The sequence below is a fragment of the Gilliamella sp. wkB171 genome, from assembly GCF_001693755.1.
Lineage (GTDB): Bacteria > Pseudomonadota > Gammaproteobacteria > Enterobacterales > Orbaceae > Gilliamella > Gilliamella apicola_F.
In genome coordinates this window covers 66857-90622 of sequence record NZ_LYST01000008.1, presented here as the reverse complement: position 1 = coordinate 90622, position 23766 = coordinate 66857, and the positions used below count along the sequence as shown (strand labels likewise).

Below are 23766 nucleotides of genomic sequence, written 5' to 3'. Positions count from 1 at the left end.
ACTATAATAAATAGTTCAATAGCCAACAGTTGAGCTATTCTTATATTGAGTGCAAAAACAAAAATAATAGATAGATTTTATGAATATAACCTTTTTAGGCACCAGTGCCGGCTCACCAACGGCTGAACGTAATGTTAGTAGTATTATGCTAGATGTTAGGCAAGAACGAGGGCGACTTTGGCTTTTTGATTGTGGTGAAGCCACACAAATGCAGATGCAAAAAGCTAAATTTAGCTTGGCTAAATTGGAGGTGATTTTTTTAACCCACCTGCATGGTGATCATCTGTTTGGCTTACCGGGTGTGTTAACCAGTCGTTCTTTGATGCAAAATCAATCACCTTTAACTTTAATTGCCCCAAAAGGGATTAAACGATTTATTGAGACAGTGATTGAAGTCAGTCAATCTTGGTTAACTTATCCACTTAATATTATCGAATTAGAAGCGGATGGCACTGTTTTTGACGATAATCAGTTTTGTGTTGAAGCTAAATTATTACAACATCGTGTACCGTGTTTTGGTTATCGAATAATCCAAAAAGATCTACCTGCAACGTTAGATATAGATAAATTACAGCAAGATGGGATTCATATTGGTTCGCTTTACTCAGCCTTGAAAGAAGGAAAAACCGTCACACTTGAAGATGGACGTGTAATTAATGGGCGTGATTATCAAGGGCATATTAAAAAAGGTAAAAAACTAGCTATTTTAGGCGATACAATACCTTGTGATGCGTCAGTTGAATTGGCTAACGATGTTGATCTACTTGTGCATGAAGCAACACAGGAAGATGCCTTAAGTGAGAAAGCCCTTGAGCGAGGGCATTCAACTACTGTTCATGCCGCCACAATTGCAAAACAAGCTAATGCTAAACGCCTAATCATAACGCATATTAGTCCACGTTATAACGCAAAAGATAATCAAAAATTAGTGGATGAAGCGAAAACAGTATTTGCGAATAGTGAGATCGCGACTGATTTTGCCACTTTCCAAGTTTAATCAGGTTTAACGGTATTGTTGTGTTGTTTGCTACTGAATCAAATTGGTAATAAAGGGTAATTAGATCTAAAAACCATAGATATTTTTAAATAATATTTAGGTGTCTATGGCGTTTCATTTTTCTGTTAAAAATAAAACCATATGTACCATTTTCAATGAGAAATTCGCTCCACTGCTGGTAATTTAAGTTATACTTCTAACCGTTAATAGCTTTATTTAATGATAGGCATTAATGTACTTTAATTAAATAATTTAAATTAGCATCCCTAATTTTTTCATCCAAATTACATAATTATCGGCACTTTTTTCGATATCGTTTTGTGTAATTTTATCTGGGTAGTCTGGCTCATTATTTGCGCCATAAATCGCAAAAAGGGGCTGATAATCAGCTTGAACATAATTCATTGTTAACTCAAATGGTTTTAGAATCTGCTCGAGTGTATATTTATACTGTCCCGATTCGCAGTAGTCAGCTTCTTTTATACCCGCCGAAACCGCTAATCCTACTTTTTTATTTTTTAATTTATTTCCCGAAGAGCCAAAGGCCCAACCATAAGTCATAACCTCATCGAGCCACTGTTTTAATAATGGTGGACAATTAAACCAATATATTGGAAATTGAATAACTAAGTTTTGATGATTTTCAATTAAGTTTTGTTCAAAACTCGGATCTATTTTACGTGAGGGATAGTGTGAGTAAAGATCATGTAGGGTTATTTGATCATGATATTGATTTAATTTATTAAACCAGCATCGGTTAACATTTGAAGAGGCTAAATCTGGATGCGCAATAATCACTAAAGTCTGTTTCATTGTAAATATCTCTTATCTATTTATAATTGAGCCATAATAGTCTTGATACCATTATTTTTAAAGTACGGTAATTACAGTTATGTACTATCGTTAGGGAGAGTGTAAACATGGAAAATCATCATTGTGCCGAAGATCATTTTGAGAATAGTGGATTTAATTACACACTCTCAATGATTCGAGGTAAGTACAAGATTGTTATTCTTTATTGGTTAAACGAAAATCAACCATCAATGCGATTTAATGAACTTAAACGGAGTATCAATAACATTTCGTTTAAAACACTAAGTAACACTTTGAAAGAGATGGAAAAAGATAAATTGATTTTTAGAAAAGAGTATCCACAAATTCCCCCTAAAGTGGAATATGGGCTATTAGATCGAGGTAAGTCTTTGGTGCCGATTTTAGATATGCTTTGTCAATGGGGAAATAACCATAAAAATGACAAATTAGCATAATTCAAGGTAACTTTATTCGCCGACGGTGTCGGCGTATTTATCTAATTAAAGGCAAAAATCTTTAATCAAATTTTCAATCGTTACTTTTGTTGGTTTTATAAAGTCCATTGAAATAAATTCGTCAGGTTGGTGAGCTTGTTCAATAGAGCCAGGTCCTAAAACAATGGTTGGCGCAATTTGATTTAAATAAGGCGCTTCAGTGCTGTAATTAACCGTTTGAGCGGTGTGACCAACTAGCTGTTCAATATGTTGTAATGCAGGATGATCTTTTTTACATTCATACCCCGGAATTGGCGCAACTTCGTATTCAATTGAAAGCCTATTGGGATATTTATCCATTACGGGTTGTAATGCTTCACATAGCGCATTATATAATGTGTCAACATCATTATCTGGTAATACCCGAATATCAATAATTAATTCACAACAACCACAAATGCGATTAGCCGCATCACCGCCATGAATCACACCTAAATTCAAGGTAGGATAGGGCACACTAAAGCCATCATTATGATATTGTTCTTTGAATTTTTGTTTAAGGATTAATAGACGTTCAATAGCTAGATGCATCACTTCAATTGCATTAATGCCTTTGTCCGGATCGCTTGAGTGTCCAGACTTACCAATAACTTTAATTGAATTGGATAAAAAGCCTTTGTGTGCTCGGATAGGAATCAATGATGTGGGTTCGCCAATAATTGTGCAATCCGGTTGTAATTGTGTTTGTTTGGCAAAAAATGAGGCGCCAGCCATTGACGTTTCTTCATCGGCAGTAGCAAGAACATAGATTGGTTTAGTGAGTTTTTTTAGATCGATATCTCGCAAAGCATCGAGAATAAAAGCAAAAAAACCTTTCATATCAGCGGTACCAAGTCCATATAACTTATTATTTTCTTCAGTTAATTTGAACGGATCTTTTGTCCATTGACCATCGTCAAATGGTACAGTATCACTATGCCCACTTAATAATAAGCCACCTTGAGTTTTATTGTTACTATTTGAATACGTTGCGAGCATATTAAACTTATGACGCGTATTTGGGACAGCTTGAATTTCGATAGTAAATCCAAGCTCTTCAAACCAATTAGCTAATTTATCTATGAGTGGTTTATTGGAGTAATCTAATTTAGCATTGGTTACATTACTAATGGTTGGAGTCGAAATAAGTTCGTTATAAAGTGTTAAAAAATAGGGAAGAGCCATAAAAATCACCTTGTGAAAAAAATCTTAATATCGAATAATCGTTCTAGCAAGCATACCACTTACATTATCATTTTCCTATATATAACTAAATGGTTTCATTAATTATTTTATAAGATGAATTTCAATTTTATAATGTTTTAGTCAGATAATATTAGATGTTATGGCACGATAACGTGCTTTTAATACAAAAATAGTTAATTTGTAGATACCGCATTGATACCTTATTTGAATTAAATCAGATAAATCTATAGCGTAGACAATTAAAACTTTTTTATCCAAGATAGTAAATCTACCAATAATTGATTAATGAGCTTTCTGAATTGAAATACACTTTACCTTATGATTAATCATGTTTTTTTAAACTCCTTAATGTTTTAAATTAAATTTTTTTAGCTTTTACTGCCTTTGTTTTTATAGTTGATTTTATTTATAAAAAACATCTGATATTATTTAATCAATGTCGATGCTTATGCATATAAATACACAATAAAGTTATGAAATTTATAATATAAATAATCAGTTTAAAATGGGATGTAGGTCATGAAACAAATAAGTAAGAAATGGGGTCTTATTGTTGTCGTTGTTGTTATTGGTGGTGGTATCTTGTGGCAACAATTAAAAACTGATGGATTTGGTCCGGATTTTGTAAGTGGCAATGGTCGTATAGAGGCGACAGAAATTAATATTTCAACAAAGCTTGCTGGCAGAATCGAGAAAATTAACGTTAATGAAGGTGATTTTGTTAAAGCAGGTCAACCATTAGTTATCATGCAAACCAATACCTTGCAAGCTCAATTGAACGAGGCACAAGCTCAATATCGACAGGCAATAAGTAATGAAGCGAGCTCCAAAGCCCAAGTCTCTCTAAAAATGAGTGATAAAGTCGCTGCTCAAGCTGACGTAAATCAACGGGAAAGTGATCTCGACATTGCTCAAAAACATTTACAACGAACCACAGCCCTTTACCAAAAAGGGGCATTATCTATCCAACAATTTGATGACGATACTGCAAAAGTGAATAGCGCAAAAGCGGCGTTAGATTCTGCAAAATCGCAAGTGACAGCTGCTGATGCAGCCATTGAAGTTGCTCAAGCTGGTGTGGATAGTTCTCATTCAGCAATTAATGTTGCTAGTGCTAATATTACAAAAATTCAAGCAGATATAGATGATAGTACATTAACCGCCCCTGTTGATGGTAGAATTCAATATCGTATAGCACAAGTTAGTGAAGTATTGTCTGCTGGTGGAAAGGTTTTGAATTTGGTTAATTTATCCGATGTTTACTTAACCTTCTTTTTACCCGAAACCATAGCTGGAAAAGTTGCCATTGGTGATGAAGTTAGATTAGTCTTAGATGCGCTTCCAGATGTTGCTATTTCGGCTAAAGTTTCATTTGTCTCTAGTGTGGCGCAATTTACCCCTAAAACTGTTGAAACCAAAGATGAACGTCAAAAATTAATGTTCAGGGTTAAAGCTCAACTAAGCCCAGAATTATTACAATGTTATCTAACTCAAGTTAAAACAGGTGTGCCTGGCGTTGCTTGGGTACGGATTGATCCTAAAACTCCGTGGCCAGCTAAGTTATCTGATGTTGCTAAATGTCCAACTAAATAATTGGAGATAGCTCATGTCAGAATCCGACAATAAAGATTTATCTATCGCTCATAATGTTAAATCGATAGACGACGCAGTGGTAACCGTGTCAAATGTGACGTTGCATTATAAAAAAACCTGTGCTTTGAATAATGTTAGTTTACAAATTCCACCAAGGTGCATGGTAGGATTGATTGGACCTGATGGGGTAGGTAAATCAAGTTTATTGTCACTCATTGCTGGCGCACATGTTATTCAAGAAGGGTTGGTGTATGTTTTAGATGGTGATATGCACGATAAATCACATCGTAATAAAGTTTGTACCCGTATTGCTTACATGCCTCAAGGCTTAGGGAAAAATTTATATCCAACGTTATCAGTAGAAGAAAATTTACAATTTTTTGCTCGGCTTTTTGGTAATGATGCAGCTGAGCGGCGACGTCGCATTGATGAATTAACGCATAGCACAGGGCTTTATCCATTTTTATCCAGACCTGCTGGTCGTCTATCCGGAGGGATGAAACAAAAAGTCAGTTTATGTTCTGCTTTAATTCATGATCCTGATTTATTAATTCTTGATGAGCCTACCACAGGGGTTGATCCGCTTTCTCGTGCTCAATTTTGGCAACTGATTAACAAAATTCGTTCGCAAAGACCACAAATGAGTGTCATTGTTGCGACTGCCTACATGGATGAAGCACAAAATTTTGATTGGTTAGTTGCTATGTATGGCGGTAAAATCCTTGAAACTGGAACGCCTCAATCGCTATTGAACCAAACAGGGAAAGATAATTTAGATGACGCTTTCATCCAGTTAATGCCTGATGATGCAAAACAAGGTTATCAACCCGTCGAAATTCCACCATTAGATCTTTCAAAAGATTTACAAATAGCGATAGAAGCGAAAGATTTAACTAAACAATTTGGTGATTTTATAGCTGTTGATCATGTTAATTTTTCGATTAAACAAGGTGAAATTTTTGGCTTTTTAGGATCCAATGGTTGTGGTAAATCAACAACCATGAAAATGCTTACTGGTTTATTACCGATTTCGTCAGGGCAGGCTTGGTTGTTTGGTAAGCCTGTTGATGCCAGTGATATTAATGTCAGGCGGCACTTAGGTTATATGTCACAAGCTTTTTCATTGTATAGTGAATTGACGGTTGAACAGAATCTTGTGTTGCACGCTCGCCTATTTGGTATCGCAGAAAGCAAAATACCAGAACGCGTTGAACAATTAGTTAAACGTTTTGGACTTGAACAACATAGACAAAGCTTACCTGATAGTTTACCTTTAGGCGTTAAACAGCGATTATCGCTCTCTGTTGCTGTTGTGCATAATCCTGAAATTCTTATTCTTGATGAACCTACTTCAGGTGTCGATCCTATAGCGCGTGATGACTTTTGGCGTTTGATTATTGAATTATCAAGGCAAGATAAAGTTACTGTCTTTATTACTACCCATTTTATGAACGAAGCGGCAAGGTGCGATAGAATATCGTTAATGCATGCAGGTAAAGTATTAGCAAGTGACACGCCAGATAATATTATTGCGTCCAAAAAAGCTAAAACTTTAGAAGAAGCCTTTATTGATTATTTAGTTGAAGCAGGTGCTGATGATAGTCATGCCGATGAAAATTCTGTAACGAATGCTAAAACGATTACCAATGATCAAGATCGTGCTAAAAAAGAGCATCACCTTCGAGGCTTCAGCTTTACTCGCATGATTGGTTGCTTATGGCGTGAAACTTTGGAATTATCACGCGATCCACTTCGCGCATTATTAGCCTTATTAGGTTCAGCAATCCTAATGCTGGTAATGGGATATGGGATAACGATGGATGTTGAGGATTTACGTTTTGCTGTATTAGATCGTGATCAGAGTGAGCTAAGTCAAAATTACACGCTTAATTTGTCAGGATCTAAACGCTATTTTATAGAACAGCCTCCTTTAACTGACTATAATGATATGGATGCAAGATTGCGTAGTAATAAGATAGCACTTGCTATTGAAATCCCGCCAAATTTTGGTCGAGATGTTCAACGTGGTGATCCGGTTGATATTGCTATATGGATTGATGGTGCTATGCCAATGCGAGCTGATACCATTAAAGGCTATGTTCAAGGTATGCATCTTGCTTGGTTAAGTGAAAAAAACAAAGAAAGCTCTAGTTCACAATCATCTAGCTTGGCCAATATTGAAACCCGGTATCGCTATAATCCAGATATTAAAAGCTTACCATCGATGGTACCAGCCGTCATTCCAATTTTATTGCTAATGATTCCTTCTATGTTGGCGGCATTATCTGTCGTTCGTGAAAAAGAGATGGGCTCAATTATTAATTTATATGTTACGCCGGTAACACGGGCTGAGTTCTTATTAGGTAAACAAGTTCCTTATATTATTATTTCTATGTTTAGCTTTCTATTACTATTAATTATGGCAATTACAATATTTGGGGTGCCAATTAAAGGTAGTTTGTTTACTCTATGCTTAGCTGCTTTTGCTTATTGTATTATTTCTACAGGATTTGGTTTGTTAGCATCAACCATAACACGCAGTCAAATTGCCGTTATCTTCTTAACTTGTGTAGGAACCATGCTACCGGCTATACAGTTTTCTGGATTGTTAAATCCCGTCGCCTCGTTAGAAGGTAGTGGTCGTTATATTGGTGAGGTTTACCCTACAACGCATATGTTAATTATTGCGCGTGGGATATTCAATAAAGCATTAAATTTTGTTGATTTGCATAACTCAATTTTGGCTTTATTAATTACCATTCCAATAGTGCTTGGTGCAAGTATTTTTCTGCTTAAAAAGCAGGAGGGGTAGATATTATGCAAACATTAATTAATATTTATCGTTTAGGTATAAAAGAGTTATGGGGATTATTACGCGATCCTATTATGCTCTTATTAATAGCCTACTGTTTTACCTTTGATATTTATATTGCAGCAACTGCAACTTCTGATTCCTTACATCATGCGTCAATTGCAATTGTTGACGAAGATGATTCGCCTTTGTCCAGACAAATTACTGCGGCGTTTTATCCACCTATGTTTAATCAACCTGTTAAATTATATTCCATGCAGGATGTGGATCGAGGTATGGATACGGATAATTATACCTTTGCATTAAATATTCCGCCTAATTTTCAACGAGATGTACTCAATAACCAAAATCCAGAAATTCAACTCAATATTGATGCAACACGAATGGGACAAGCTTTTGTTGGTAACGGTTATATAACTCAAATTATTACAGGTGAAATAACTGAATATGTGAATCGTTATAGTAAGGCGACAAATCTACCCGTTAACATTCAAGTGCATACCGCTTTTAACCCAAACTTAACCCGATCATGGTTTGGCTCAGTTATGGAAATTATTAATATAGTCACAACGTTATCTATTATTCTAACGGGTGCAGCTTTAATGCGAGAAAGGGAACATGGCACAATTGATCATCTTCTTTCCATGCCCGTCACACCATTTGAAATTATGCTTTCTAAAATTTGGTCAATGGGATTAGTTGTGCTGGTTTCAACTTGGGTCGCTTTATTATTGGTTGTACATAGTTGGTTAAGTGTACCTATAGCAGGTTCAATCAGCTTATTTCTTATTGGTGCTGCTTTACATTTATTTGTGACAACGTCACTTGGTATCTTCATGGCAACAGTAGCAAAATCAACAGCTCAATTTGCGATGTTGCTTATTTTAATTTTGTTACCATTACAAATGTTATCAGGTGGAAGCACTCCTCGAGAAAGCATGCCAGAGATTGTTCAAAATATTATGATGATTGCGCCAACTACTCATTTTGTTGAGTTAGGACAAGCTATATTATATCGTGGGGCTGGTCTAAGTGTGGTGTGGACTTCTTTTGCGTGGTTATTAGCTATTGGTAGTGTGTTTTTTATCATCTCCCTCAAGCGTTTTCGAAAATCAATTGTCAATATGGGATCGTAATTACATATTTTATACCCCAGTTTCTGGGGTTAATAACATAAACTAATTGATTACTTTAGCATTTCAAATTGTGCTTATTCAATAATTTACTATTATTAAAATACACAAATGCAATTAAACTTTCTTTACCAAATTGTGTTTCATCTTTTTATTACTGTTATGCTATTTTAAAAAAATAGCTAGTCCAGCTCGTATTTATTAATACATTAATTTCTTCAAATAAATTAATGTATTATCTATGGATTTAACTTGTGTAAGGGTGTTTTTTATGGTATTATATAGTGGTAAAGCAGGCAGCAGGCAGCAGGCAGCAGGCAGCAGGCAGCAGGCAGCAGGCAGCAGGCAGCAGGCAGCAGGCAGCAGGCAGCAGGCAGCAGGCATACATTTGTTGTATAACAAACAGTCTGTAATTGAAAAAGGCTATTGTTGTAAATTATTTTATTCTTTTCTTAAAAATCTTGATCAAAAATTAATACACTTACTTTATCGTCTCATTGTCCATCACTTTTGTCACAAAATTAAATTATGTTTTAAGGTATTTTTACTGTTAGTCATGACATTAATGTTTAGTCAGTTAAGTTATGCGCTAACTTCAAAAACGGTACAAATAATTCAAGGTAATAAACCCTATCTAGATTTAGATGATTTGTTTAGTTTCAAAGCACCGATAACTAAACAAGGCGTTATTAATATCACGCCCTCAAAATCAAATGAAATACTTTGGGTATCGGCCAATACTAAATTTAATCAGGTCGAAACGAAAGTCATTGCTGACGGGGTGGCAAAAAATATTTCTACCATAGAAGGATTACATTATGGTGATATCGATGGTGATGAATTTACATCAATAAAAGATGTTAATGAAAAACCACCCGTCTTGGGAAAGCTGACAGCTATTTGGAGTTATAAAGATTATGATGGTACGACTAAAACAGTGACCGCAGATCAATTAAATAGCATTATGGATTCATGTCTAAGCCCTTATACTTTAACCATTAGTTCTAATAATATTAGCGTTCAAACAAAATATGGCATTCCCTATATTAATGACTATGGTAATTTCAGCAAAATCTATACAATAAAAGTTGATGAACAACAAATCTGCCATATTAAACCAGGTAGTTTGAGATTTTTTGACTCTTCACGACGAGATCAATATAACACATGTAATTCAACCAATTGTAAATTTGCCAATGGTTATAATCCAGCGGTTTTTCAACCTTATCGCGGTTACTCTCCTACAGCATCAAAAAAATTTCCAACAACAGGATTCAACTACGCAAATTTCACACTCAAAATGAGTAATGCACAGACTGATTATAGTTTTTCTTCAAGTAATCCATCTTTAGCGCCAATTACGAGTGAGGGGGTTGTTACACTTAGATCTGACAATCGTCCTACTATTCCATTTACCATAACATTAACCGCTAGAACAAAAGTTGGTGCACCGCTCGAACAAAGAACATTTAGCTATACGTTTACAGTGAGTAAATGGGCTCGCCCACTTCCGAGTACACAGTATAAAATGTCAGATACCATGAGCTCGGGCGATAATATATTTCCTGCTGCCAATGCTTGTTCAGGAAAACCAAATGGATTAGGTGTTATTAGTGCCTCTGTTGCAGCGAGTTATTTCTATCCAGTTACAGATTTAACCAATGTACCTAGTGCTAAATACGCTGTCACAGGACATGGAACAGGTTCCTTACCTGCATGGATTAAAAATAACGAAGAACGTTTATCAAGAGATATTGATGGTACGTTTGCTGGAGAGTGGGGCGAGTTATATAAAGCTTATCCTAATAGTAACTTTGATACCTCAACAGGTTGTACTTGGACTAATCAAGTATACATGGACAAAATGATGTTTAGTACTGATATTGAAACAGGAGCCATAGGTTATAACTTATTACAGTTAGCACAGGGATGTACACCGATTTGTCGATAAAAATATTGTGAAACTATATACTTAGTTCCTATTTTATAGGAGCTAAGTTATGTAATGGTTAGTTAGGTGTATTTTTAGATGCCTCATTAGTTGCAAGTTAGCTACTATATAGGTATAAAGCAAGAGACTTACACCTATATAGTCTTTTTATTGGAATGACTATTTTGTGTACAAACTTAAAAATCGCTACATAGCTGTATGGATTATTAATATTAGATGCGATTTTAATTAGATTTGAAATATTGACTTTCAAAATATGAATAACACAATTGAATAATTGTTCTATTAACAACATCTGCATCTTAATATTTACAATCAAATAAATTTACCATCAAATTGCAGTGATTTGATTTTTCGACGCTAAAGCCTTTAAAAAGGTCGGTTCTGATTGATTAAGCAATTAACTATCTAGTCTGTGTTTTATATCTCTTAGCAACAAAATTTAAGCAAACGTAAACCATTTATTTATTATTTTATTGAGAATTTTAGTTAATATGTTACTCAAGTTATAAATTGATTATGATGTAAACTTTATGTTTATTTAACTAGTGGTAATTCATCCCAGCGCGTAGTGTAACGTTTACTGAGCAGTTCCCTTTTAATTTGCCAAGGTGCCGTTTTTCTATTACCCCCTAATTGAATGGTATTTTTGCCCATTTTTTGATTAATGTTATCGATTGTTTTCATTAATTGATCACTTTTTTGTTGTAAGTTAGGCGTAAGCTCAGAACTAAATAAATCAGTTTGACAGAAGCTATCTTTTACCTTTAAATCAAGTAACATTACGCCCGCTTTCATAAACAAAAAACCTTTTCTATAAATAGCCTGTAACCCTTTTTGTGCAGTGTGAATAATTAGTCTTGTATCATCAGTTGGTGTTAATAAAGGGACTACAATTGAAGGATTATATTGCATTAAATCTTGACGAAAGCGGTTGGTTTTCAAAAAGACTAGCACCGCATTAGCAATAGCGTTTTGCTGTCTTAGTTTTTCAGCTCCTCGACTGGCATGAATGCGAATGGCTTCTTGTATATCAAATAATTCCCCAGTTAGTTGTCCAAAACTTCGCGATGTCATGATGTTTTGTTTAGGCGTGTTGAGATCATCTAATTCAATGCAGTTGACACCTTGTAGCTCGAGTGCTGTACGTTCAAGTACGACTGAAAATTGTTGTCTAATCTGTTTTAAATTTGCTTGACGTAGATCCCATGCGCTATGAATATTTAATGCTTGTAATTTTTGGGCAATACGTCTACCCACACCCCAAATCTCTTCTACTGGAAATATTTTTAAAATTTTATCCAATAAAACAGGCTTGTCAGGAAGGTGGTAGACGCCCTGATATCTAGCCTGTTTTTTCGCTATATGATTTGCTAACTTTGCTAAAGTGTGGGTTGTTGCAATACCAATGCTGACAGGAATACCTGTATCTCGTTTTACAATTGTTCTTAAATTTTGGCAATGTGCTATCACATCGCTAAACCCATTTAATTGAATAAAGGCTTCATCAATGGAGTAGGGTTGAATATCGGCAGTATAGTGACCGACTGTATTAAAAACCCGTTGGCTCATGTCGCCATAAAGTTCATAGTTCGAGCTTAATAAAGTAATGTGTTTACGGATTTTGGGTTCAATTCGATATGCGGGCATACCCATTGGTACTAATGGCTTAAGTTCATTTGAGCGAGCGATAACACAACCATCATTATTGGACAAAATACCAATTGGTCTTTTTTCTAGTTTTGGGTTAAAAACTCGCTCACACGAAGCATAAAAGTTATTACAATCAATCAAACCAATCATGTGTTGCCACGCTTTCGCAAGGAGTGAATCGTATGTATTACTACGCCCCAAATATGTACCTCTTTACCCGCTAGCGAAATGGGCGGATAAAATTCATTGCCCGACAATAAATGGTGTTGCCCATTAATAAGCCCTAAACATTTACAGGTTAATTCACCATCAACAGCAGCGACCACAATATCTTCTATCTGCGGCATTAAAGAGCGATCTACAACTAGCAGATCACCACTATAAATGCCGTAATTAATCATTGAATCGCCTTGTGCTTTGATATAATAGGTTGCGCTTGGATGTTTAACTAAGTGATCGGTAAGATCAAGTTTAGTTTCCAAATAATCATCCGCCGGAGAAGGAAAACCCGCCCTGACGGGCGTATCAACCAAAGGTAAATGTTTTTTTACTGAACCATCCACCATGCCAAGCACAATAATAGAAACTTTACGCAAGCATACTCTCCTAACATAATTTATCGATACTAACGGAATTACATCTATTTAATTCGTGATAAAAAACGAATTTCACTGTATAAATATACAGTTTATTTTTGAGGATTCAATAAAAACTAATGTAAATAGATCGAAATGGACTAAATAATAGCCAAAAATTAACATGTTTACTGCTAGGTTAGCCGATATAATAAATTAAAAAATGGTGGTTAAATGATCTTAATTTAAATTGACTTAAACAACCAATAATCGATAATTTCCCTATCAAATTTGTGCCTTATCTTTGCGGACCAATAAATAATTTACGTTATATTGATTAATTGTTAATTAATTTTAAAGATAATTGTCATGAATACTGTTACCTTTTGATGATTATCTTGCGGGTTTTTTGTAAAATAACTAACCCGCTTAATGATAAATAAATAGATATAAGTCAATTAAATAAATTGATTTATTATCGACTGAACATTTACACCAATTATCTATACTTAAGCTATACTTTAAGGCCTTTTTATATAGATTTTATTTTTACTATAATTTAACACTCATCTTTTTGATTTTAATAACGTTATATTTTATATTGATTTAAAAAAATTCCTTTGACATAAATCGGACTAAGTTTTAATGGTTTTTTCTTTTTTTAAGAATCTTACTAGGGCTTGCTTAACACAAGGTAGATCGGAATAAGCTATAATAGCGCCCAAGTTATTGTGTGACCAATAAAGATGCTGGGGATTTTAATGTTAACCATGTCTTGTATAAATATACCGAGCTTACATCAGGTATGTTCAGCTTTATTGTCTAATTAATTTAATTTGGTTTATAAAAATAAGCGTTCATCCAAAAATCCAACCAAATACCGAATATGTATTTTAAGTAATATTATTTTTAGGAGTTTTAAAAAATGAATTTGATTTGGTCTGCCGTTTGGCAAGTTGTAAGTTCTTGTCTTCCTGTTTTTTTATTGATCTTTCTGGGTTGGTTTTGTGTCCAACAAAAAATCTTCACCAAAGATTCAAAAAAATTATTATCTGGCTTGGTATCAAACTTTGTCTTCCCTGCGTTACTTTTTGTCCACACAGCCCATGCAAAGCCGTCGGAGATATTTAACGGCATTTGGATGATTGCTTTTTTCTGCACAATGTCATTCTTGTGGATAATCTGTTTTATTACTAATAAATACTTATTGGGTAAAGATTTAAAATCAACCACCATGAATTCAATGTTATGCTGCTTCCCTAATATGGGCGGAATGGGCGTACCATTTTTGACATTAATGTTAGGTGCATCGTCAACAATTTCTGTCGCTATTGCGAATTTTGTTGTGGCTTTATCATTGATTCCAATGACAATTTTCTTATTAGAATTATGTCATACTAAAGTATCTGGTGGTAAAGTAACTGGCAATATGATTTTTAGCGCAGTGAAAAACTCGCTTATGAAACCAATGTTTTTGGCTGTTATTTTAGGGTTAATTGTTAGTGTCACTAATGGTTTAACTTGGATGCCGCATTTTGTGTTTAATACTTTTGATATTATGTCCAATGCATGTAACTTTATTTCACTTATTGCTGTTGGTGTAGGGATATATGGTGTTCAATTAAATTTATCTAAACTATTAGTGGTTAATGTTCTTTTAAAGAGTTTTGTAACCCCCGTTGTTGCATTAATTGCCGTGCATCTTTTTGGACTTAAAGGTATCGAGGCCGAAGAGTTAGTCTTTTTATTAGCGATGCCAACTGCATCAACCGCAGTTATTTTGGCTTACGATTGGGAAGTCGAACAAGAGCACGCGTCGAGTATTTTCTTTGCTTCAACAATCTTATCTATCTTTATTTTACCAACGTTATTACTTATTATGGAATTCACTATTCCTGGCGTTCATTAATCATTTAAATAATCTCATCCTCATTTAGCCAAGCGCTAGATGAGGATAGTTTGATTTTTTTAACAAAAATAAATTCAGATAATTAAAGTTATGCAATGCTTTTTAAGCAATAAAATTATCAATAATAACAACTGATATCATAGATACTCTTCCTTGCAAATATATGATTGTGAACTAAGGTAATAGGGTATAATAAGTCACAATTCTCGCCGATTATTTGTAATCTATAAGCATCCCCCAAGTTGAGAGCTTTTTACTTGTGAACTGAGTTTATCTTATGCTCGTAGCTTCAGACAGATTAAAAATATTAATGAACCTAATAAATTAAAGCGGCACTTATAGCTATTGGCGTACTAACTATGTTTAGCTATTTAGCTTAATTTTAATTTCTTTCAATTTGTTTATATGAAAGTATTGAAGGAAATATAGCGAATAAACTACATAAAAATGCAAATATAAAAGTTGCATTATAACCAAAACTCGACACAATAATTCCTCCTGTAAAGCCAGATAAAAGAATTCCAATATCAAAACACGATTCATAGGTACTTAGAGCAAGACCAATATCTTGATTTGACATACTTTTAATTGCAGGTAAGGCAAGAAGTGGATAAACCATTGATAGACCAAATCCAGTAAGAAACGATCCTATCATTGCTTGATATGGAGATGATGGAATAGCTATCAGTATTAATCCGAACGATTCAAGAATTAATGAAAAAATCACCATTTTTAGTCCAGAACAATCTGCTTTCCATCCTAAAGTTAGTCTAGAAAAGACATAGCCTATACCAAATAAAGATAATGCAAGAGGGCTTTGTTTTTCCCATCCATTATCAATAAAATATAATACTAGAAATGTTGTAATACTTGCATAACCTATATTTGCTAATGCAAAACCAGTTCCCGCTTTCCAAATACGCTTTATTGCAAATAAAAGTGTTACATGACTAGAATTTTCAGTAATTTGTACAGGCTTAACAATTAAAATAATTATAAACCCTAATGCAGGTATCATTATCATTATCAAGGTTGATAAGGCTACCCCAGAGTAATAATAAGATAAAGTGCCAAAGTAATTACCTATTGCCAGTCCTATAAACATAGCAATTCCAACCCATGACATAATTTTTCCAGCGTGTTTGCGACCAACTAAACCAATTGGCCATGTTCCACTACAAGTAAATATTAGGCTTTCACCTACGCCCATAAATATTCTTGATAAAAGAATAATTAGATAGCCGTAAAGATTGTTACTAATAAACAAAATGACAAATAGAAATAGCACTCCGGAACAAATAGTTAAGATTAATCCTAACGTCATTCCTTTACGGGGTCCGTATTTATCTGAATATCTTCCAGCATAAACTCTTGAAAAAAGTGTTGAAAGTGATTCAGCAACTACAACTAAACCCACATAAAAAGCAGAATAACCAAAAATTTTATTTATATATAATGGCAGTATTGATAAAGATAATCCAAGACTGATAATAGAAAGAAATAGAATACTAGCAATAAGACTAGCACTGATCACAGGGTTCTTAATTTTAATCATTTTTGTAACCCTCATAGATAACTTTATCTTCAAACAGTTTTAGTCTGTTCTCTAAAAATGCGATTATTGCTTTATATATCATTTTTTTCTCTGTAGAAATTATTGATTCGCGTAAATTATCCAAATTCATATTATTATTATTTTAACTGGCTCACGATCTATAATAGGACCAGCGTCAACTTCATCCTTATTTTTAACAAAAATCGATATTCAATACTCAATAAAAAACAACATGTAATAATAAAATTCTTTTTACTTTATTTTAATTAGTCAAAGTTGTAAATGTGGCAGCTGGTCTTTATAATAATGAAAAAAATTCCTTAATAATGAGTTTAATATGTACAGTCTTAAAGGAATGAAAATATTTATTCATGTAGCTGAAGTGGGCAGTTATGCTGAAGTCGGTCGAATTTTAGGTTTATCTGCATCTGCAGTTGCGAAATGTATAAATAAACTTGAAACAGATCTTGGTACTAGGCTTTTTCATCGAACAACTAGAAGTATAGGGTTAACTCAAGAGGGACTTTTTTTTTATAGTCGCGGTAAACATATCTTAAGTTTAATTAATGACACTAATTCCATGATAATGGCTAAATTAGGCGATCCAAAAGGTACTCTACATTTAAATATTCCTCACATTTTTGGGCATGTAATTCTATTACCACTCTTACCAAAATTTATAAATAATTTTCCTGATATAGATCTCATTATCGATTTTGACGACAATGTTGTAGATATTATTAAAGAAGGGGTTGATGTTGCCATCAGAATAGGAGAACTTAACGATTCTCGATTAATATGTCATAGCATTGGCGATCAAAATTATGTTGTGTGTGGAAGTACACATTATTTTAAATGCCATGGTACACCTCTATTACCTTCAGATTTGGTTCGACATACATGCATTCATTTTAAACATCCTTCTAATGGACGTTTAGCTAATTGGTCTTTTAAGTCACCCTATGATGCTTTGGATTTACCCAATAATATTGTGTTTAATAATTCATTTGCCTGTTTAAGTGCAACAATCGATAGTTTAGGAATAGCGCATTTACCTGTTTACATAGCTAAAGAGGCTATTCAGTTAGGAAAACTCAAGCCAATTTTAACAGAATTTATGAAGCCACAAGGTAAGTTATCATTAATATGGCCTACAAATCGATATTTATCACCTAAAATTCGGGTCTTTATTGATTTTATAATTGAAGAGTTACAAGCCAATAAACAATTATTGACATTGGACCCACATAGTTTGAATTGAGATATAGAAAAGATTATTTATTAAGGATAAAAAGATTCACATTACAATTCAAAAAAGAATAATATCTTAAACAAAATCTAATCAGAGATTCTCAATCTTATAATAATGCTAACTCAATAACGTAGAATTTTTTATTACAGCATGTAACAAATGATATTACCTCGACGATAATGATCTTTTCTTAAAAAAATATTATAAAAGTCAATAAAATAAATAATACGTAAAGTAGGTTATTTTTTTATGAAGGATATTCGAAGAGAAAATTATAAATACACATTATATTTATTGGTGACTGTATTTGGTTGGGGGATTATGTATCCCGCTTCAAAACATGCGGTATCATCTGGCATAGATGGTTATTATCTTACTTTTATTCGCTACGTTCTTGGTGCTTTTCTTGTAAGCATTGTTCTCCTTGTTATCGAAGGTAAAAAAAGTTATAAAACGGAAGGAAAAGCTTTTCAATTGTGGTTTTTTGGCACAATTGGTTTTGCTGGATTAAACTTCCTAACGTTTATCGGCATTGGTTTTTCATCTGCTGAGCATGCAACAATCATATTAGCGTTAATGCCGATGCTATCAATGATTTTATCATCTATCCTCAATCACAATATACCTAATATTAAAACAATTCTATGCACGCTATTAGCTTTTGTAGGAATAGTTTTGGTTATAACGAATGGAGATTTTAATCATTTGATAGCTTCATCAAGCTTTCTCGGTGATTTACTATTGTTTACCGCTACAATTTGTTGGGTTATTTATACCTATTTTGCAAATATGGTGATTACAAAACACAAATGGAGCGCGTTAAGAGTAACGGCATTAAGTTCTTCTCTTAGCGTATTAAGTATTATCGCGATTACTTTAATCGCATCGTTCTTCGACTTAGCAAGCCCCCCAAGCCTAAGCGCATTAATCACTAGTGGATTTGATATTTTCGTGCTTGTCATTACAACTTTAGTGATCATTACTTGGAATGCAGGTATCAATGGTCTTGGTGCGATTAATGGTATTCTTTTTGTTAATTTAGTCCCAGTCATTGCTTTTATTATTGGTATCTATCAAGGTCATTCTATTTCATGTATCGAAATAATAGGTGCGATAATCACTATTATTGCACTGATTTTTAATAATATTTTTATGAGAAAAAATGACAACAAACAAAAATGAATAAATTCATAATATTAAAAATAAGAAAAATTGCGATGAAAAATAAATTGTTTGTTATTTTTTTTCATCATATTGCTGAACTCGGTTGTAAAACTGGTTTATTGACATGAGTTAGTCATTCTTTTTAAAGCTGTTGTTGATAATGGTTGGAATATAAATATCGGATCAATAAAAAAGGGGGGGGGATCTTCGGAAAAACAAAACGTTGCTTGCTAAACGTATTTGCAAAAAAGTGTAAGTAGGTTTTTTAAATGATGATTTTTATTTCAATAAATTAAAAAATAGTTTTGTCATGAAGATATTCCTAATAAGAAATAGGATACGATACTTATCCATAAAGGACATGAAAAACAGATGTAGTTTGTTGCAAAATTGATGTATTAATATTTCTTGTCATTCATTACATTGCTTATAAATAAGTTTTTTGTAAGCAATTAGGGCAAAATATAAAATATTTTGATAGCAGTTAGTATTCATAAATAAAGACAATCCGATGAAAAAACAGTTTAAAACTATGCATATCGCTAGCCTTGAGTTATTTTTAGTGGCAGCAGAAAATGAGAATTTTTCAGTTACTGCTCAATACTTAAATATTACTCCTGCTGCTGTTAGTCGTTCTATTAAAAGACTTGAAGAAAGAATCGGATTTGACTTGTTTTCACGTAGTACACGCCAAGTCAAACTGACTCAGGAAGGGCGTATCTATTATAAGAAATGTTCTGAAATATTCGATATGCTAATTAATGCTGGCCATTCTATTAAAAATGAAAAAAATGCAATTGGTGGTAGATTAAAAATAAGCGTACCAGAGACCTTTTTTAACTATAAAATATCACCTTATCTGGCTAATTTTTCCGAAGAATATCCTAATTTAAAACTTGATTTTCATGTAACTAATAGAAATATTGACTTCGTTGCAGAAGAATATGATCTATCAGTTAGACTGGTACAAGAAAACACCAAGCTAGAGGCTTTTCTCATCAAAAAAAGATTGTTCATTGCTACTACTGGATTATATGCTAGTCCCAATTATCTTGCCAAAAATGGCATGATTGTTTGTCCTGATGAACTAATTAATCATAAATGTATCAATTTTAGCTCAAGCCAGAATAATAAACGATTTCAATGGGCAGCTTTAAATAAAAATATATACAAAGATAATATTGAAAATAGCCAAATACAAATCTTTGATAGTATTCAAGCGACTAAATTTTTAGCCTTAAATGATGGCGGTATAGTTCAACTTTTTAGTTTCTCTGTACAAGAAGAGTTAAAAAGAAAAGAATTAGTTGAAATTTTGTCTGAGTATAATAAAGAACATACATGGGAGTTTTGCTTTCTTTATCCTTCTACATATAAAAATTCAACTAAACTTAAAGTATTCATCGAGTATTTTACTAATAAAATTAGTAGATAATAACGGTTTTTATATAGTGGTATTTATTCTTTTACTGGTAAAAAAGGGGAATTAAACTATTAAAGTTTTTCTTGCCTATTATGTTTATTGCGCTTGTATGCATATTTTACAGAATTCTTTATAAACACTTTAGCGTTTTAAAAAATTATCTCAATAACAATCATTGACGTATTAAAAAAGATGATTAATGAAAATTTTTCATCAGTGCATGTTGTTTTACCTACTATATCATTGTAGTAAGCTGTTTAATAATAGGCTAACTACAATAACTGAGGTATGAGCTATGAAAAAAACAATAACATTAAATAATGGTATCGAAATGCCAATCTTAGGGTTTGGTGTTTTTCAAATGACCGATAAGAAAGAGTGTGAAACAGCCGTTCGTGATGCAATTGATTCAGGTTATCGGTTAATTGATACAGCTGCAAGTTACCAAAATGAAACAGAAGTTGGTAATGCTATTCGTGCACACGGGATTGATCGAGCAGAATTATTTATTACCACTAAATTATGGTTGCAAGATGCCAATTACAATGGCGCTAAGGCGCAATTTGAACGTTCATTAAATCGTTTGCAATTAGATTATATTGACTTATATTTAATTCATCAACCTTATGGTAATGTTCATGGTGCATGGCAAGCAATGCAGGAACTTTATTCAGCAGGTAAAGCTCGTGCTATTGGCGTAAGTAATTTTCAACCTGATAGATTAGCTGATTTAACTGCATTTCATTCTATTATTCCTGCCGTAAATCAGATTGAAGTTAACCCATTCCAACAACAGCTTGAAGCCGTGCCTTATATGCAAAAAGAGAACATAACGCCTCAAGCCTGGGCGCCTTTTGCTGAAGGGAAAAATGGTTTATTTACCCATCCGGTATTAGGTCAAATAGCCGTTAAATATGGTAAAACAATAGGGCAAGTGGTATTACGTTGGTTAGCACAACGAGGCATTGCAAGCTTGGCTAAATCTGTGCGTAAAGAGCGTATAATTGAAAATCAAGATATCTGGGATTTTGAGCTTTCAGATAAAGATATGCAACAAATAGCAGCGCTTGATACAAATACAAGTCAATTTTTTGATCATCGAGATCCGGAAAAAGTAAAATGGTTAACCAGCCGGAAATTAGATGTTTAAATTTTTAGTTATTGAGGCTAATTTGACATAAATGGATTGAGAGTTTCTTTGTAGGATTTAACTAATTTTTCTGCTCGTTCAATGAGTTTGTGCCGTATATGCTCAGGCTCTAAACAAATACATTTATGACCTAAGCTTAGTAAAATGCCATAACTGTAGTCATCATCAATAAAGTTAAAATCTACAAGATACTGATGTCCATTTAATTTCTTAATATCTTTTTCGTCACAAAAATCTAAAATACGCTCCAAAAGCGATTCATCTATTAGTAGTTTTATTTTAAAAATCTTTTTTTTCATATCCGTTTGGAATAAAGAGAACACTTCAGGCGGTGTCTGTTTAATAAATTTAGTGTTTGTTTTACTAATGTTTGACATTTTAGACAATTTAAATACACGAAAATCATTTTTAGTTAGACAAAAAGCTTGTAAATACCACTCTTTTTCCTTAAAAATAAGTTTATATGGCTCAATTAAACGTGAGGCTTGTTTATTCCTAACACTTAAATAATCAAACGATAAAAGCAGTTGCTCTTTGAGTGCCAGTCTTATAAGAGATAGTTTGTTATCAATATTTTGTTTAGAAAACCAAGGCGATAAATCAACAATAAGTTGATTTAAGTTATTTGTCACTTCATTAAGTTCTTGTTCTGATAAAAAACTCTTTATTTTCTCGAGTGTCCTTAAATTTTCACTTTCTTTTAAAACCGGTGAGGATAATAAGTTGAGGCCTTTTAATAAAACAATAACATCTTCTTTAGTGAATAGACCTTTACTGATTTTATAATTTTTTAAAATACTTATTCCACCTGCACTTCCTTGATAGGTAATAATGGGGATTCCCGCTCCCTCGATAACTTGTATATCTCGGTAAATAGTACGCAATGATACATCTAATTTTTCTGCTAATTCTTTACCACTGATTTTTTCTCTTTGAAGCAATACCATGATGATAGTAATTATACGATTAATTTTTATGCTTTATGTTTGCAAAATAATTTAGATTGAATTTTAAATATGACATATAGTTGTCAGCAATGCCACATCAAAATAGAGATAACTAAAATTAATTGAACTAATTTTTATCACTAAAAGGAAAGAAAAAATGTTTAAACCTAATAGCGTTATTGTTTATGTCAAAGATGTCGATGCTAGCACAGCGTTTTACACAAAAATACTAGGGCGCCCACCTATTAAAACTTATCCTGGCTTTGCTGTATTTTTATTGAATGATAATTTTATTTTGGGCCTTCAAGAGGCTGATAAAATAACGCCAAAGGCGCCCAATCATTATGGGGGATTTGAGTTGTCATTTAGTGATGTAACAAAAAATGAAGTAGATGAGATTTATGCGACCTGGAAAGAACCACACGTCAAAATTGAACTTGAACCTCAAATACTCGATTTTGGATACACATTTGTAGGAAATGATCCCGATGGTCATCGGCTCCGTGTTTGTGCTACCGATACTTCAAAGTTTGAGTAAAATAATGTCTTAAGAAATTAAAACAATTGGCACTTCATTATGTAGCCATTGTTTATGAGGAATAAACTTCATAAAAGATAGGGGGGGAGCTCGCTAATATCAAGTCGATTCAATTTTGCTTAGGAAAAATCTGTTTAAGTTTGAGGTGATAATTTGAGTTGCAATAAACATTAATAATTTAATTGTATTTAAACAAGTAAGTTTTTCAAATTTCATTCCATTGAGAACCAGTTAGGCATTAATTAGAATTTTAACTTTTCGGACTTCAATGGTTTGCACTGAGTGTAATATTGGAGCGGGAAACGAGGTTCGAACTCGCGACCTCAACCTTGGCAAGGTTGCGCTCTACCAACTGAGCTATTCCCGCATGAGAAGTGTTTTAAATGGTGCCCGGGGCGAGACTTGAACTCGCACGGCCAAAAAGGCCGAGGGATTTTAAATCCCTTGTGTCTACCGATTTCACCACCCGGGCTCAAAACTGTTTACTAAAATGTAATTCGCTTTGAATGCTGTGCATTTTACCTATCTTATGATTTCAGTCAACAGATATTTTTGATTAATTGTTTAATTGTTCAATGTTTAACTTATTATTGTTTTAATATTGTGTATTTGTGGGAAAAGG

The 23766-nt window shown here is 33.4% G+C and carries 18 protein-coding genes and 2 tRNA genes; 12 read left to right on the top strand and 8 right to left on the bottom strand.

The genetic code is table 11. The features are described from left to right. Nucleotides 1-79: 79 nt before the first annotated feature. Nucleotides 80-997 carry a ribonuclease Z gene (rnz, locus tag A9G03_RS00800; RefSeq protein WP_065798136.1) on the top strand — a complete coding sequence of 306 codons (918 nt, stop codon included), beginning with the start codon at nucleotides 80-82 and terminating at the stop codon, nucleotides 995-997. Nucleotides 998-1249: 252 nt separating this feature from the next. Here the strand turns inward: rnz and A9G03_RS00795 are convergent, their stop codons facing one another. Next, nucleotides 1250-1810: an NAD(P)H-dependent oxidoreductase gene (locus A9G03_RS00795; RefSeq protein WP_065798135.1), complete on the bottom strand. Its 561-nt coding sequence runs from the start codon at nucleotides 1808-1810 to the stop codon at nucleotides 1250-1252. 107 nt (nucleotides 1811-1917) lie between these two features. Here A9G03_RS00795 and A9G03_RS00790 point away from each other — a divergent pair, with 107 nt between their 5' ends. Next, nucleotides 1918-2265, top strand: coding sequence for a winged helix-turn-helix transcriptional regulator (locus tag A9G03_RS00790; protein WP_065633585.1), 348 nt, complete (start codon nucleotides 1918-1920; stop codon nucleotides 2263-2265). 45 nt (nucleotides 2266-2310) lie between these two features. Here the strand turns inward: A9G03_RS00790 and argE are convergent, their stop codons facing one another. Further along, complete coding sequence (gene argE, locus A9G03_RS00785) at nucleotides 2311-3474, bottom strand: acetylornithine deacetylase (protein ID WP_257006518.1); 1164 nt, start codon at nucleotides 3472-3474, stop codon at nucleotides 2311-2313. 534 nt (nucleotides 3475-4008) lie between these two features. Here argE and A9G03_RS00780 point away from each other — a divergent pair. The 4 genes from A9G03_RS00780 (at nucleotide 4009) to A9G03_RS00765 (ending at nucleotide 10978) form a co-directional block, all read left to right on the top strand. Continuing rightward, nucleotides 4009-5082 (top strand): HlyD family secretion protein, encoded by a 1074-nt coding sequence (locus tag A9G03_RS00780; RefSeq protein WP_065633587.1) that lies wholly within the window; start codon nucleotides 4009-4011, stop codon nucleotides 5080-5082. A gap of 13 nt (nucleotides 5083-5095) precedes the next feature. Then, the gene (rbbA, locus tag A9G03_RS00775; RefSeq protein ID WP_141671518.1) at nucleotides 5096-7894 is read left to right on the top strand and encodes a ribosome-associated ATPase/putative transporter RbbA; all 2799 of its coding nucleotides are present in this window, start codon (nucleotides 5096-5098) and stop codon (nucleotides 7892-7894) included. A gap of 5 nt (nucleotides 7895-7899) precedes the next feature. Further along, a complete protein-coding gene (locus A9G03_RS00770) occupies nucleotides 7900-9030 on the top strand; it encodes an ABC transporter permease (protein ID WP_065633588.1) in 1131 nt (376 codons plus the stop codon). A 268-nt stretch (nucleotides 9031-9298) separates the two neighbouring features. After that, nucleotides 9299-10978: a hypothetical protein gene (locus tag A9G03_RS00765; RefSeq protein ID WP_065798133.1), complete on the top strand. Its 1680-nt coding sequence runs from the start codon at nucleotides 9299-9301 to the stop codon at nucleotides 10976-10978. A gap of 537 nt (nucleotides 10979-11515) precedes the next feature. Here A9G03_RS00765 and A9G03_RS00760 read toward each other — a convergent pair. Both A9G03_RS00760 and A9G03_RS00755 read right to left on the bottom strand, forming a co-directional pair. After that, on the bottom strand, nucleotides 11516-12832 hold the full coding sequence (locus tag A9G03_RS00760) for a Y-family DNA polymerase (RefSeq protein WP_218837051.1): 1317 nt from the start codon (nucleotides 12830-12832) through the stop codon (nucleotides 11516-11518). Beyond that, on the bottom strand, nucleotides 12778-13227 hold the full coding sequence (locus tag A9G03_RS00755; RefSeq protein WP_218056819.1) for a LexA family protein: 450 nt from the start codon (nucleotides 13225-13227) through the stop codon (nucleotides 12778-12780). The genes A9G03_RS00760 and A9G03_RS00755 overlap by 55 nt, the downstream gene beginning before the upstream one ends. Before the next feature lie 904 nt (nucleotides 13228-14131). Here A9G03_RS00755 and A9G03_RS00745 point away from each other — a divergent pair. Continuing rightward, nucleotides 14132-15115: an AEC family transporter gene (locus A9G03_RS00745; protein WP_082209364.1), complete on the top strand. Its 984-nt coding sequence runs from the start codon at nucleotides 14132-14134 to the stop codon at nucleotides 15113-15115. A 382-nt stretch (nucleotides 15116-15497) separates the two neighbouring features. Here the strand turns inward: A9G03_RS00745 and A9G03_RS00740 are convergent, their stop codons facing one another. Beyond that, nucleotides 15498-16670, bottom strand: a complete 1173-nt coding sequence (locus A9G03_RS00740) for an MFS transporter (protein WP_065798130.1) — start codon at nucleotides 16668-16670, stop codon at nucleotides 15498-15500. Nucleotides 16671-17007: 337 nt separating this feature from the next. Here A9G03_RS00740 and A9G03_RS00735 point away from each other — a divergent pair, with 337 nt between their 5' ends. From A9G03_RS00735 to A9G03_RS00720, 4 genes are all read left to right on the top strand, one after another. Further along, nucleotides 17008-17931, top strand: a complete 924-nt coding sequence (locus tag A9G03_RS00735) for a LysR family transcriptional regulator (RefSeq protein ID WP_065798129.1) — start codon at nucleotides 17008-17010, stop codon at nucleotides 17929-17931. Between the two features lie 240 nt (nucleotides 17932-18171). Next, nucleotides 18172-19104, top strand: a complete 933-nt coding sequence (locus tag A9G03_RS00730; RefSeq protein ID WP_065798128.1) for a DMT family transporter — start codon at nucleotides 18172-18174, stop codon at nucleotides 19102-19104. A gap of 493 nt (nucleotides 19105-19597) precedes the next feature. Further along, nucleotides 19598-20521 carry a LysR family transcriptional regulator gene (locus A9G03_RS00725; protein WP_065633625.1) on the top strand — a complete coding sequence of 308 codons (924 nt, stop codon included), beginning with the start codon at nucleotides 19598-19600 and terminating at the stop codon, nucleotides 20519-20521. Nucleotides 20522-20804: 283 nt separating this feature from the next. After that, nucleotides 20805-21659: an aldo/keto reductase gene (locus A9G03_RS00720; RefSeq protein ID WP_065798127.1), complete on the top strand. Its 855-nt coding sequence runs from the start codon at nucleotides 20805-20807 to the stop codon at nucleotides 21657-21659. Between the two features lie 17 nt (nucleotides 21660-21676). On the opposite strand, the gene A9G03_RS00715 is transcribed toward A9G03_RS00720, so the two are convergent. Further along, nucleotides 21677-22612 (bottom strand): helix-turn-helix transcriptional regulator, encoded by a 936-nt coding sequence (locus A9G03_RS00715; protein WP_257006517.1) that lies wholly within the window; start codon nucleotides 22610-22612, stop codon nucleotides 21677-21679. Between the two features lie 151 nt (nucleotides 22613-22763). Between A9G03_RS00715 and A9G03_RS00710 the strand changes: the two genes are divergently transcribed. After that, nucleotides 22764-23144, top strand: a complete 381-nt coding sequence (locus A9G03_RS00710; protein WP_065798125.1) for a VOC family protein — start codon at nucleotides 22764-22766, stop codon at nucleotides 23142-23144. A 291-nt stretch (nucleotides 23145-23435) separates the two neighbouring features. Here A9G03_RS00710 and A9G03_RS00705 read toward each other — a convergent pair. Both A9G03_RS00705 and A9G03_RS00700 read right to left on the bottom strand, forming a co-directional pair. Continuing rightward, nucleotides 23436-23511 (bottom strand) — tRNA-Gly (locus tag A9G03_RS00705). A gap of 17 nt (nucleotides 23512-23528) precedes the next feature. Continuing rightward, nucleotides 23529-23616 (bottom strand) — tRNA-Leu (locus A9G03_RS00700). Between the last annotated feature and the right edge of the window lie 150 nt (nucleotides 23617-23766).

Excerpts from the sequence above, each read along its gene's own strand:
- A9G03_RS00780 (WP_065633587.1), top strand. The coding sequence starts at position 4,009 with ATGAAACAAATAAGTAAGAAATGGGGTCTTATTGTTGTCGTTGTTGTT.
- A9G03_RS00790 (WP_065633585.1), top strand. The coding sequence starts at position 1,918 with ATGGAAAATCATCATTGTGCCGAAGATCATTTTGAGAATAGTGGATTT.
- A9G03_RS00745 (WP_082209364.1), top strand. The coding sequence starts at position 14,132 with ATGAATTTGATTTGGTCTGCCGTTTGGCAAGTTGTAAGTTCTTGTCTT.
- A9G03_RS00735 (WP_065798129.1), top strand. The coding sequence starts at position 17,008 with ATGTACAGTCTTAAAGGAATGAAAATATTTATTCATGTAGCTGAAGTG.
- A9G03_RS00710 (WP_065798125.1), top strand. The coding sequence starts at position 22,764 with ATGTTTAAACCTAATAGCGTTATTGTTTATGTCAAAGATGTCGATGCT.
- A9G03_RS00730 (WP_065798128.1), top strand. The coding sequence starts at position 18,172 with ATGAAGGATATTCGAAGAGAAAATTATAAATACACATTATATTTATTG.
- A9G03_RS00770 (WP_065633588.1), top strand. The coding sequence starts at position 7,900 with ATGCAAACATTAATTAATATTTATCGTTTAGGTATAAAAGAGTTATGG.
- A9G03_RS00765 (WP_065798133.1), top strand. The coding sequence starts at position 9,299 with ATGGTATTATATAGTGGTAAAGCAGGCAGCAGGCAGCAGGCAGCAGGC.
- A9G03_RS00725 (WP_065633625.1), top strand. The coding sequence starts at position 19,598 with ATGAAAAAACAGTTTAAAACTATGCATATCGCTAGCCTTGAGTTATTT.
- A9G03_RS00720 (WP_065798127.1), top strand. The coding sequence starts at position 20,805 with ATGAAAAAAACAATAACATTAAATAATGGTATCGAAATGCCAATCTTA.
- A9G03_RS00740 (WP_065798130.1), bottom strand. The coding sequence starts at position 16,670 with ATGATTAAAATTAAGAACCCTGTGATCAGTGCTAGTCTTATTGCTAGT.
- rbbA (WP_141671518.1), top strand. The coding sequence starts at position 5,096 with ATGTCAGAATCCGACAATAAAGATTTATCTATCGCTCATAATGTTAAA.
- A9G03_RS00795 (WP_065798135.1), bottom strand. The coding sequence starts at position 1,810 with ATGAAACAGACTTTAGTGATTATTGCGCATCCAGATTTAGCCTCTTCA.
- rnz (WP_065798136.1), top strand. The coding sequence starts at position 80 with ATGAATATAACCTTTTTAGGCACCAGTGCCGGCTCACCAACGGCTGAA.